Source organism: Vibrio sp. Vb1166 (genome assembly GCF_033338695.1).
Lineage (GTDB): Bacteria > Pseudomonadota > Gammaproteobacteria > Enterobacterales > Vibrionaceae > Vibrio > Vibrio alginolyticus.
Genome location: NZ_JAWOTE010000001.1, coordinates 457,012 through 469,044, shown reverse-complemented (window position 1 = coordinate 469,044; position 12,033 = coordinate 457,012). Strand labels below are relative to the sequence as shown.

10 protein-coding genes and 1 pseudogene are annotated in these 12,033 nt (G+C 45.7%); 5 read left to right on the top strand and 6 right to left on the bottom strand.

The genetic code is table 11. The features are described from left to right. The first annotated feature begins 29 nt into the window (after nucleotides 1-29). Complete coding sequence (locus tag R7E51_RS02030; RefSeq protein ID WP_086047560.1) at nucleotides 30-569, top strand: NUDIX domain-containing protein; 540 nt, start codon at nucleotides 30-32, stop codon at nucleotides 567-569. A gap of 79 nt (nucleotides 570-648) precedes the next feature. On the opposite strand, the gene R7E51_RS02025 is transcribed toward R7E51_RS02030, so the two are convergent. The 4 genes and pseudogenes from R7E51_RS02025 to R7E51_RS02010 all read right to left on the bottom strand — a co-directional run bounded on the left by R7E51_RS02025 (nucleotide 649) and on the right by R7E51_RS02010 (nucleotide 3,875). After that, nucleotides 649-1,083 (bottom strand): hypothetical protein, encoded by a 435-nt coding sequence (locus R7E51_RS02025; RefSeq protein WP_024701557.1) that lies wholly within the window; start codon nucleotides 1,081-1,083, stop codon nucleotides 649-651. 20 nt (nucleotides 1,084-1,103) lie between these two features. Beyond that, nucleotides 1,104-1,654, bottom strand: a pseudogene (locus R7E51_RS02020) (YtfJ family protein). Nucleotides 1,655-1,733: 79 nt separating this feature from the next. Beyond that, complete coding sequence (locus tag R7E51_RS02015; protein ID WP_206957436.1) at nucleotides 1,734-2,453, bottom strand: carbonic anhydrase; 720 nt, start codon at nucleotides 2,451-2,453, stop codon at nucleotides 1,734-1,736. A gap of 78 nt (nucleotides 2,454-2,531) precedes the next feature. Continuing rightward, entirely contained in the window at nucleotides 2,532-3,875 is a 1,344-nt protein-coding gene (locus R7E51_RS02010; protein ID WP_206957438.1) for an OmpP1/FadL family transporter, read from the bottom strand. 770 nt (nucleotides 3,876-4,645) lie between these two features. Here R7E51_RS02010 and R7E51_RS02005 point away from each other — a divergent pair. From R7E51_RS02005 to R7E51_RS01995, 3 genes are read left to right on the top strand one after another with little or no spacing between them, the layout of a single operon-like run. After that, nucleotides 4,646-5,821 carry an efflux RND transporter periplasmic adaptor subunit gene (locus R7E51_RS02005; RefSeq protein WP_206957440.1) on the top strand — a complete coding sequence of 392 codons (1,176 nt, stop codon included), beginning with the start codon at nucleotides 4,646-4,648 and terminating at the stop codon, nucleotides 5,819-5,821. A 1-nt stretch (nucleotide 5,822) separates the two neighbouring features. Beyond that, entirely contained in the window at nucleotides 5,823-7,787 is a 1,965-nt protein-coding gene (locus R7E51_RS02000) for a MacB family efflux pump subunit (RefSeq protein WP_029855402.1), read from the top strand. 14 nt (nucleotides 7,788-7,801) lie between these two features. After that, nucleotides 7,802-9,178, top strand: a complete 1,377-nt coding sequence (locus tag R7E51_RS01995) for an efflux transporter outer membrane subunit (RefSeq protein WP_206957495.1) — start codon at nucleotides 7,802-7,804, stop codon at nucleotides 9,176-9,178. 96 nt (nucleotides 9,179-9,274) lie between these two features. Here R7E51_RS01995 and R7E51_RS01990 read toward each other — a convergent pair whose 3' ends face one another. Beyond that, nucleotides 9,275-9,817 carry a carboxymuconolactone decarboxylase family protein gene (locus R7E51_RS01990; RefSeq protein ID WP_005374097.1) on the bottom strand — a complete coding sequence of 181 codons (543 nt, stop codon included), beginning with the start codon at nucleotides 9,815-9,817 and terminating at the stop codon, nucleotides 9,275-9,277. A 111-nt stretch (nucleotides 9,818-9,928) separates the two neighbouring features. On the opposite strand from R7E51_RS01990, the gene R7E51_RS01985 reads away from it, so the two are divergent. Continuing rightward, nucleotides 9,929-10,528 (top strand): TetR/AcrR family transcriptional regulator, encoded by a 600-nt coding sequence (locus tag R7E51_RS01985; RefSeq protein WP_017819747.1) that lies wholly within the window; start codon nucleotides 9,929-9,931, stop codon nucleotides 10,526-10,528. Nucleotides 10,529-10,683: 155 nt separating this feature from the next. Here R7E51_RS01985 and R7E51_RS01980 read toward each other — a convergent pair whose 3' ends face one another. Next, complete coding sequence (locus R7E51_RS01980; protein WP_017819748.1) at nucleotides 10,684-11,940, bottom strand: type 2 secretion system lipase; 1,257 nt, start codon at nucleotides 11,938-11,940, stop codon at nucleotides 10,684-10,686. Nucleotides 11,941-12,033: the final 93 nt, after the last annotated feature.

Below are 12,033 nucleotides of genomic sequence, written 5' to 3'. Positions count from 1 at the left end.
GTAACCCTCAGAAAAATCAAGGAATAATCATGTCAGATATCAAACAGCTAGACAGCAAAGTCGTTTACCAGAATAAGTGGATGACGGTGCGTGAGGACAAAATTTTACGTCCGAGCGGCGCAGAGGGCATCTATGGTGTGGTCGACAAACCTGATTGTGCTGCGATTCTGGCTATCGATAACGGGATGATTCACTTGGTTCAGCAGTACCGTTACACCGTAGGTCAACGTTGTTGGGAGATCCCACAAGGGGCGTGGGAATCAAACCCAGATGCGGATCATCTTGAGCTTGCCAAAGGTGAGCTACGTGAAGAAACGGGCATGCAGGCGAGCACTATGGTGTATGTCGGCGCGCAGTTTATCGCATACGGCTTTTTGAATCAGACATGTCACGTCTACTTCGCCACTGATTTAACGGACGTGGGCAATCAACTCGACAGTGAAGAAGAGGATTTGATCACTCGCGCTTTTTCTGTTGAGGAGTTCGAACAGATGATGATCGACGGCACGATCAAAGATTGTGTCACCATTGCTGCTTATGGTTTGGCGAAGCTGAAGAAATTCATTTAGTTATTCATGACGATTTTTTAATGAAAACAGCGGCCTAGTGCCGCTGTTTTTAGTTTGGGTGAGTTCGTTGAGCCATCGCTTACTCGTCGATTTTCTTACCTAAGATTTCCACTTGCGCTTTTTTGGTCACCCCCGCGACTTGCAGCGCAGTGCTGCCAACCGATTCATAGTTCAACTCGATTTTGTCTAATTTCGCGTTATCTTTTGTTGGTAGGCTTAAGCTTCTTGATGACATGCCTTTAGTCAGAACCCCTAAACTGTCGAACGTCTTTTCCTGACCATCTTTCATGATTACTTTAACGCTTTTCAGATCGACCGTACCTTGCGTACATTTGATTTTTATGTGGCTGAAACGAGCGTTAGCAAATGGTGACAGTGGATTGACTGTGTCGGTTTCCGATTTAAAACTGACGGTTTTATCTGCAATCTTCTCCCAATCGTTGTCTCCAGCAACCGATTGGAAAGAGGCCACAGCCGCTAAAAGACAGAGTGCGATGGTGTTGAACAGTTTCATAGCTTTTCCTTACCTTAGGTTTAGATATTCTGTTTAATCAGTTCGATGACGTGTGTGACTTCGTCTTGAGTTAAAGCCCCTTCTTTCACGAATAAAATTTCGCCTTGCTTATTTTGTACGATAATCGCAGAACTTTCTTGCTGCAGATCCCAAGTTGTTGCTAATACGCCATTTTTGTCTAACACCATGGAAGACCAAGAGAATGTCTTTTTGCTGTCCTCTGCCGACGATTTTACAAATGTACCGGTTCCCCAGATGGCGTCTTCTTGGTTGATCACGGTTGTGGTTTGATACTGATCTTCAGGAAAGTGAGCGGCAGTGATTGCTGACATCAGCGGCGCGTTCATCTCTTTAGCTTTACTACGACCTGCAATGGCTTGTATCACACGGACTTTGCCTAACATCTGCTGAGTTGCCCAAGGTTGATAAGCCACATCGTCTCCTTGCAGCGTCATTTCGCCATAGGTATCAATGCTGACGGAAGGGGGGTTTGACCGACAGAAAGGTTATGAGAGAAGGCGAATGTCGGGGCGAGTGCGAGTAAGAGTGACAGAACAGATGGAGTTTTCATCGGGGGTTCCTGTAACGAAGTGAGGTTAGAGCGAATCAAAATAAGGGGCAAATACGATGCCCCTTATCGGATATGGCGATTAGTTAGAAAGTACAACGCGCGCATTTAGCGGTTGCAGCGGACGATTGTTTTGTCCCATGACTTCCATCAGTTTCGCGGCTTGATCTTTGGATAAGGTTTGAGTGTCTTTAAGCACAAACCAGCGCACACCTTCTGAACATGGCGGTGTGGTTAAAGAGCCGTTAAATCGATAGTAGTTTGCAGTTTTTGGCAGTAAGTCGTTAATCTCAAAAGTATCTTTAAAGAAGGTGGTTTGATTCTCTTGTGGGATTGCGTTGATCAGTTTAGACAGCGCTGCGTTTTGATCGCCAGCATCAAAGATCACCGAAATTACCGCCAACTCGCCGTCTGCGTTGGCGTGTACAAAGTGCGCTTCAAGTGGATACTGGCGGCCTTTGATTTGGTTTTCTGAAGGTGTGTGGAAATGGAACTGTTGCAGCTCGAACGTCTCGCCATCAATGGTGAAGCTATTACGTCCGTTCACTTGCGCTTGCAGCGTATGACCATTGTTGGTTAAACCAATGACCTGACCAGTGTACGAAAGGTTCAGTGCTTCCAGTTTTGCATCGGCTGGGTTGTCGATGTTGATTGGGCTTTGGTTTTTCGTGGTTGCGCAGTCTTTGGCGATTTTTCCCCAGTGCTCTGGCCCGTGTTTGTCATTGCCATAGCCCCATTCTGAAGCCTGAGCCGCGCCTAGAGTGAGAAGTGAGAGTGAAAAAGCAAGTAGTGTTTTGTTCATAATAATGTCTCTGTTCGGTCGCTTTGATAAGCGTTGTTACAAGGCAATGACCTAGAGGTTTGATCACTGCCTGACAAATTAGAAACGGTGGCTGAGTTGGGCACCAATTAGGAACGCATTTGAATGGGTCACGCCCGTTACCATCGGTGCAGGAACACCTTCATACGCGTACTCTTCTACGTTGACATCTTCACCAATCAAGTACGTCATGCCGATGTCAACCGTGGTATCTGATGACCATTGGTAAGAGGCACCCGCAGATAACCAGTGACGGTTCGAATCTGGGATAGAAAGCGAAGTCAGCTCATCGACAGGTGTTTTGTCGAACATGTAACCCGTGCGTAGTGTCCAACGTTCATTGGCGTACCAAGTCGCACCGATGGAGTAGTGCGCGGAGTCTTGCCACTGAAAATCTTTTAGCAACTGATCATCAGCTTTCAAGCTGTCAAATGCTGACCAACCAATCCACTGCACAGAATAGTGCAGGGCAAATTTAGGTAAGACGCGGTGATAACCGGAAAACTCCGCAATATCCGGTAGCGGCATAGCAAGTGAGTCGTACGATTCGCCAGCAAAGTGGATGTCACCCTTGGCATCGATGTTAGGGCTGTGCTTGTAGCTTAAACCTAAGCGATGACGTTCGTTAAACTCGTACATCATGCCAATATTCGCACCAAGCCCAATGCCGCCGGCTTCCACATCAAGTGCGTTGCCTTTTACGGATCCACAGCGTTGTTCTAGTTCGTTTCCAAGTATGTTCCCACCAACGCAAAAACCCACGTCCATATCGCGGTACAGCTCACCAGAGCCGTAAATCACATCAATACCACCACCGATACTAAAACGGTCGTTCACCTTGTATGCCAAGCTTGCGCCAAGGTTGACACTCGCTACGCTGGTGACACCGCCAAAAACAGGTGCGCCATAGTTTGGTTTAAACTCCATGTCGGTTCCGAAGTTGGAGTATGCCGATAAGCCTAGATACCAGTCGTCGTTGATAGGGTGAATAAAGTAAAAATTGGGTACAACGGCTGGTTGACCAACGCCATCGACGTCATCAATGTCGGTCACGGTTTGAGAGAAGGACGGGGTAATTTCAACTTGAGGGGACGGAGGAAAACCGCCCATACCAACATTGACATCCGCATTAATGTTAGCTCGATGATATTGCGCATTTTTAACGGTAACGTCAGGTTTGACGTAAGTGACACCGAACGATAAGGCATTTTGTTTAAACAGCGTCATCGCTGCGGCGTTTCGGCTGACTACAGACGCATTATCACCAATGACGGCATCACCAGCAAAAGCACGACCAAGACCCGTCGCCGAATGTTCGTTAATTTGAAAACCACCGGCATACGCCGTCGAGGAGGCTAACCCGATTAATAAATAAATCGGTGAAAGAGTTAATTGTCGCTGCATGTTTTTCTCATGAATTAATTAGAAGTTGTATTGCAACTAAAATTAGTAAAATAAACAAATCTGACCAGTGTATTTAGGAGTAAAACTAACAGTGTGTTGACAATAAGTAAATTTAACTTAATAAATATTTATCGTTGAATTTATTAATGCTTCATGGCGTGAATATAGTAGTTATTTTAAGTGTAAATTAAACCCTGAACCTCTATTTTTATTTTTGCAGTATTACTTCTCTATTTTTATTGTGCTGACTGTTCCCTAACAAATAGAGGGAAATCCAGCGATAAAGTGTCTGTGATGGAAACTCTGAGTCATTTGTATTTCCATTGCATCCCAACGTTGGTAGTTCGAATCAGCAAGAGAACTATCGTTTTAAACCCACATGACACACCCCTCTCGGTCTTACCTGTGTTATGTGGGTATTTTTTATTTAACTTGTCACTTAACTCCTCTTTAAATTCAATCATCAAAATGGCCATCATGAAATTTAAATTAATGGAATGTTGAATAATTTTGGATTTTACTGGTTTGTTAGTATTTAAAAGTTTTGTTTATAATACTTATAACTTGAATTTATATATTAAAAATGGTCTTTGTTATATGTATTGAATAATAAAGTTTTGAAGTGACTATAATATCTCTGATTTTTCACGTTAGTGAAGTTATTCATTCAGTTTCTTGACGTTAATTTACCTATCTTTACGTCTCGTACCCTGTACGGCTAAGACAAATAGCAGTATAAAATCAAAACGATTATTTACTTCACTCCTGCTATGAAACTCAATAAAAAATGGCTCGTTTTGTGTGGCCTACTTGCTATTGGTGCTGGTGGTTATCATTATCTGCAACGTCCAGAACCCATTTCTCCTTACGCGACAGAAGTCGTTCGCAAAGGCAATATCGAAAAGGCGGTATTAGCTAACGGCATGTTGCAAGCGTCCAAATTGGTGAATGTAGGTGCGCAAGTATCTGGGCAAATTCAACGCCTCGCTGTGAACTTAGGGGATGAGATAAAACAGGGGGACTTGATTGCACAGATTGACAGCCTGACTCAGCAAAATAGCCTCAAAGAAGCCCAAGCGTCTCTTAATAGTCTCAACGCTCAGTACCAGGCTAAGCAAGCGCAGATTAAACAAGCAAACTATGAATACGTGCGCCAAAAAGGCATGTTGGCAGCGAAAGCGAGCTCACGAGCTGATTACGAGAATGCCGAAGCGACGCTCGCCATCTACAAAGCCGAGTTAGCGCAACTGGATGCTGAAATCGAGAAAGCCAAAATCAACGTCGACAATGCGCAGTTAGATCTCGGTTACACCACCATCAACGCACCGATGGATGGCACGGTGGTCTACACCGCGGTGGAAGAAGGACAAACCGTAAACGCCAATCAAACCACGCCAACTATTATCGAGTTAGCTAAGTTAGATACGATGACGGTGAAAGCCGAAATTTCGGAAGCCGATGTGATTTTTGTTCACCCAGGCCAAACGGCGCTGTTCACCATTTTAGGCAAACCGAATCAGCAGTTTAAAGGCACACTGCGCGCCATTGAGCCGGGGCCAACCATCATGGATGGCGATGACAGCGATTTGAGCATTTCAGATAGCGACGCCATTTACTACAACGCTGTATTTGATGTGAAGAACCCGCAAGGTATTTTGCGCATCGGCATGACTGCGCAAGTTTCGATTGTCCTTGAGCAATCGGAAAATACCTTGATTGTCCCTTCACAAGTGCTGCAAAAATCTGGCGGCAAAGGCAACTATACCGTGCCAGTGCTTGAACAGGGCCAAGTGGTGGAAAAGCCCGTGACAGTGGGTATCAACAACAAAGTGAACGCAGAAATTCTTTCAGGTTTGAAGGAAGGCGACCAAGTTGTTCTTGGCAATGCTATGGATAGAGAATCATCAAGCCGAGGTGATCGTCGTCGACCTCCAATGAGGTTCTAAGATGAGTGACGTGCTTTTAAAAGTTGAGGATTTAACTCGACGATTTGTCTCTGGCGACGAGTCGCTTACCGTGTTGAACCACATTAATTTAGAGATAAAACGCGGTGAAATGGTCGCGATCGTGGGGGCATCAGGCTCAGGTAAATCGACGCTGATGAATGTGCTCGGCTGCTTGGATAAACCGTCCAGCGGTCGATACTTCATTAATGGGCAAGATGTCTCGACGTTGGAATCTGATCAACTGGCGGAGCTGCGCCGCGAGTATTTTGGCTTTATATTCCAGCGTTACCATCTGCTGGGGGATTTAACCGCGGTGGCAAACGTGGAAGTACCTGCGGTTTACGCGGGAGTTCCTCATCGTCAAAGAACGGAGCGAGCGCAGTCGTTATTGGCTCGCTTAGGGCTGGAAGATCGTTTGACTCACAAGCCCAGCCAACTAAGTGGCGGCCAGCAACAGCGCGTGAGTGTTGCTCGTGCACTGATGAACGGTGGTGAGGTGATTCTCGCTGATGAGCCCACTGGCGCATTAGACAGTCACAGTGGGCAAGAGATGATGGCACTGCTTAAAGAGTTGCATCAACTTGGGCATACGATCATCTTAGTGACTCATGATATGAATGTGGCGAACTTTGCGGATCGCATCATTGAAATCAAAGATGGTGAAATCATTGCAGATACGCCAAATGCACAAGTTGTAATCAATGAGCAAGCAGCAAAGACACCGAGCGCGTCTTTTCATCGCCCAGCGCAAGCCGCCAGTAAGTGGTGGAAGTGGGACAGTTTTATTGACGCGCTCAAAATGGCGCTGCTGGCGATGTCTAGCCACAGAATGCGCACGTTTTTGACCATGCTCGGCATCATTATTGGTATAGCCTCGGTGGTTTCCGTGGTGGCACTAGGTAATGGTTCACAACAGCAAATTTTGTCGAATATTTCATCCATGGGAACAAACACCATTGATGTCAGGCCGGGCAAAGGGTTTGGTGACCGCCGCTCCGGACGAGTGAAAACGCTAACCGCCGACGATGCTAAATCGTTGGAGAGTCTACCTTTTGTCGACAGTGTCACGCCGTCTTTATCCAACAGCTTAACCGTGCGTTATGCCAATCAGGATGCAACCGCGTCTGTGGAAGGGGTTGGGGAAGATTATTTCCGTGTGCGCGGTTATGAGATCGCCAAAGGTCAGTTTTGGGATGAAGAGAGCGTGAATTCGCTCGCCCAAGAAGCAGTGATTGATGACAACACCAGAAAGGAAATGTTTGCGGATAGAAATCCGATTGGTGAAGTGATTTTTCTTGGTTCATTGCCAGTGCGTATTGTGGGTGTCACGCAGAAAAAAGAAGACGCGTTTGGCAACAGCGACGCGCTGAAAATTTGGGTGCCATACACCACCATGTCGGGACGAATGATGGGACAACGCTACCTCAACGGCATTACTGTACGGATTGATGAGAACGCCCCAAGCGCAGCGGTAGAACAGAGCATCATCAACTTGTTAAAAATGCGCCACGGTACAGAAGATTTCTTCACGATTAACACTGACACCATTCGTCAGAGCATCGAGAAAACCACCGCAACCATGACGTTACTGATCTCAGCGATTGCGGTGATCTCCCTAATTGTCGGCGGAATTGGCGTAATGAACATCATGTTGGTGTCGGTGACAGAGCGCACGAAAGAGATCGGTGTACGAATGGCTGTGGGTGCGCGGCAAGCGGATATTTTGCGTCAGTTTTTGATTGAAGCGGTACTGGTGTGTTTGTGTGGTGGCATTGCTGGTATTGGCTTGGCATTTTTGATTGGTTTTGCATTCAGTACATCTGGCAGCAGCTTCCAAATGATTTACTCAATGAACTCGATCATCTGGGCGTTTATTTGCTCAACGTTGATTGGCATCGCCTTCGGCTTTTTACCCGCTCGCAATGCCGCCAAACTCGATCCGATAGAAGCGCTAGCGAGAGACTAAAAATGAGTAACACAATGAAATTCAAAACTCGATTGGTCGCGGCTGCCTTAAGTGCAGTGTGGTTGTCAGGTTGTGGGTCGCTTATGCGTAGTGACTATCAAGCACCTGCGGTGCAAGTGCCTGCAAATTGGCAACAGATGCATGTTGCGGGTGATGTCAGTATGGATCCTTGGTGGTTGGCGTTTAACGACCCAACGCTTAATCAATACATTACTCAGGTGTTGGCTCAAAACAACGATTTGACGCTGGCAACGCTAACGCTAAAGAAAGCGCGTTTACAGGTGGGTTTAGCGCAAGATGACCTTTTCCCTACGTTGAGTTCTTCCACATCAGGACAAGTTCAAAAATCTCTTGATAGCGGGGAATCGGCAGATAGCTACAGCACTAACTTGTCCGTCAATTACGAGTTGGATTTGTGGGGAAAAATCTCGGCAGACGTTGACCAAGCCAAGTGGACGGCGATGGCAAGTCAACAAGATCGCGAGGCGACCGCACAAAGTTTGGTGGCAACGACGGCATCGTTATATTGGCAAATCGGCTATCTGAAACAGCGTTTAAACCTCAGTCAGCGTAATGTGGAAGACGCAGCTCAAACGCTACAATTGATTGAAAAACAGTACCAACTTGGCGCTGTGGATCAGTTAGATGTGCTTGAAGCCAAACGTACGTTGGCAAGCTTACAAGCGCAGCAAAGTGAATTTGAACAGAGTTTACTTGAGGCAAACAACGCCTTTGCGATTTTGTTCAATCAACCGCCGAAGAGCATCAGTGCGACCATCCAAATGCTGCCTGAAGGCGATATGCCATCGTTGAGTGTTGGTGCTCCGTCTGATTTATTGATCCGCAGACCCGACATTAAAGCAGCGATTTACGAAGTCAAAGCCGCGCTAGCAAATAAAGACGCAGCAGATTTGGACTATTTGCCTAAGCTGACGCTCACTGGGGCTTTGGGTGGATCGTCACAAGCGCTCAAAGACCTGCTTTCCAACCCGATCGGCAGTTTAGGTGCGGATATGACGCTACCGTTTTTGCAGTGGAATGAGATGAAAAACAGCCAAGCCATTGCCGATTTAGACTATCAATCGGCCATTGTGAGCTATCGCCAAGTGTTGTACGCCGCCTTCCAAGATGTCGAAAATGCCTTGTCAGCACGAGAAAAATTGAAGTATCAAGCGGCGCGTTTACAAGAACAATATGATGCCGCAAGTGCCGCTGAGTCCATTTATGCTGCGCGGTATCAGTATGGCTCGACATCGATCATGGACTATTTGAATGCCCAAGAAGACACCAGAAACGCACAAGCTTCTTTGTTGGAGAACCGCTACAACCAGTTTCTCACTCAGGTTACGCTTTACCAGTCTTTAGGAGGAACCGACGTTGCGCCGTTGTAATTAGGGGTCAGCACACACTAGCGAAGCGCCATGCAACAAAGCTTTTTTTGAAGGTATTACTGGTCCCATGAATGGGACCAGTAATAAAAGCTTAAGTTACTTGGCGAACTTCTTGAAAGGTGCATCAACCGGGGTGTCAGCTAGGTGATTGGTGTAGTTACTCATCACTTTTTGCGCTAGACCAAGAACAATTTCAAGCAGTTGCTGCTGTCCGTAACCCGCCGCAAAGAATTTCTCTATCTGAGACTCTTCAACTACACCACGTTGGCGCACCATTTGAAGCGTTGTCTCTCGTAGTGTTTCAAGTTTTTCGTCTGCCAATGGTGTTTGGTTGACGAGAGCATCGACAATCTCCTGATCCACTTTCATTGACGCCGCGATCGCACTATGAGCAGGAACGCAGTAGTGACAACCATGTTCAACGTTGATGGTTTGCCATACGACGGTCAATTCTTCTGCGTTAAATGATGTTTGTTGAAAGAGCTCATGCACAACTTGATAACCCTCAAGCAAGGTTGGCGCTTCAGCCATAACAGCATGAAGGTTTGGTAGCATGCCAAACGCTTTGACTGAATTTTCAATCAGGTGCTTTGATCCTTCGGGTGCGTTTTCTGCGGTATACAGTTTAAATTCTGCCATGTTTAAATCTCCTGTAATTGGATATGAGCGGATTAGGCAAGAACAGGATAGTTGATTTTGAGCGGTCGCTCAATATAAAATTGAGCATATGTTCAAAATTGATAATTGCTCATGGCGAATACAAAGAAATTCCAACGTGATGAAGTGGTGAAAGCCGCCTCGGATCTATTCTGGAAGAAAGGTTTTCATGCAACATCTACACGTGATTTACAAGATAGCGTGAATCTGCGTCCTGGAAGTATTTATGCGACGTTTGGGTCAAAAGAGGGGCTATATTGTGAAGCGCTAAAAATGTACGTTGCGAACTTGCAAGCCCTGTTTGAGTTGCATTTAGCTCAGAACACAACGGTTCTAGATGCAATAGAAGCTTTCGCGATTGATGTGGTTATCAATCAGCGAGACTCCAATCCCAGTGAAGTGTGCATGTTAGTCAAATCAGCAAGTGAATTTGCTGAGGATTTTAATGCGCTGCGCAATCAAACAATCAGCTTAGCAAACCAATTTGAATCTTTTCTTGCAAAGCTGTTTGAGCGAGCAATCGAGAATGGCGAAATTGAAGCCCAGGATACATTGCTTCTTGCTCAGTTGTTCCAGGTTCAGTTTACGGGTATACGAGCCTACTCATACCGCAGTGATGATGTAACCTTAAAGACGTTGATCTCTATTATGGTGGACAGCTTCCGCGGTAACGTACCAAAAACAGAAAGCTGAATGAGGCTGCTCAAAGTCAACGTCTCTAAATCAACGGCTTGAAGTAAGTGAGCTCAAATAAAACCGTTATCGGGGTTCGATATCGATAAAAAATGACCACGAAGCATCGTGGTCATTTTTATGCAGATTAATTTGCAATGAACAACAACGGCTTATTAAAAGCGAAACTCTTCTAAGTTATTGCTGCTTTCTAACATTTTTTCAGCCACATAACGATGCGTTGCTGTGGTTGGGTGAGTCACATCCCAGAACACGAACTTATCTGCGCCAGATGCTGCACATTCAGAACGTAATGAGTGAGTGTACATGTAGTCAACAGAGGATGAACGGTTGATGTCTAAGCAAGGGTCGCTTGCATTTACGAAACCGTGTTCTTCTGGTGCCGAGGTTAACTTCTCAAACAGTGCGTGTGTATCAAACAATGCGATGTTGTAGCCTTGGGCTTTGTAGTACATCGCTTGTGCTTTGATGAACTCGTTCATCTTCAATACTTTCGCACGAATCGTTTCAATTTCTTCCTGTGTTGAGTATTTGAACTGTGGTGCTTTGGTTGCATCAGGCAGTGTCATCAACATGAAGTTCTTCGCGCCAGCGTCTGTTAAACGAATCAGAGCTTCAGCGTAATCCGCTTTTACTTCCGGCACGCTACGGTTGTAGTTCATGAAATCATTTAAACCAAACTCTAACGTAAACAATGTGTTAGCAGGGTTGTAGTTCTTCGCCAGCTTTGTGTAGGTTAAGTAAGAAGAAACTTGTTCGCCGACACCAGTTAGCGCGATGTATTGGTTTTCACCTGCTGCGCCACCAACTGCCCAGTTGTATAGCGGTAAGTTTTTGGCTTTAGCAACGTATTCCGTCCAAACAAAACCGTTTGAGAAGTGACCCAAGAACCAGCTATTCGGGTTAGGGAAGCGCCATTGGGACGCGTTAAAGATGTTGCCTGTATCAGACAAGCTATCGCCCAAAGCCACTACCTTGTTGATTTGATCTGGTTGCATTGCAGCATCATTGCTCCAGATCGTGTGGTTATAAGAATAACGATTGTCAGCAGCAAAAAATGTAATGTCTGCGTTCTCGTTCGCTAGATCTAGTGTTTCTTCACAACGCTGGCGAATTACGTTTTGTGAGGTATTGGTGTAGAACATGTTTTTAAATGAGACAGAGCTCCACCAATAACCATCGATAGTGAAGTCACTACCATCTTGGTTTTTTGCCCATTTCCAATCGGTAGCCGCATCGTCCTTAGAGTGGCTCGTACGATACCAGCATCGAACGTACGTATAAGTTTGATTTTCTTGCGCGCTAACCACTTCAGCCGCAGAAACCATTGCCGGTGATAAAGTTGGCTCCTCTGCAATGGCGGAGGCAAGCGGAAGTAATGCAGTTAATAGTGTGATTGTTTTTTTCATCATTCACTCTTCTTGTAATGGTTATTGTTCCGAATGCGTGAATACGCTCGGCTATAACAGTATTTAGATGAGAATTTTTCTCACTAAACCTTCTAA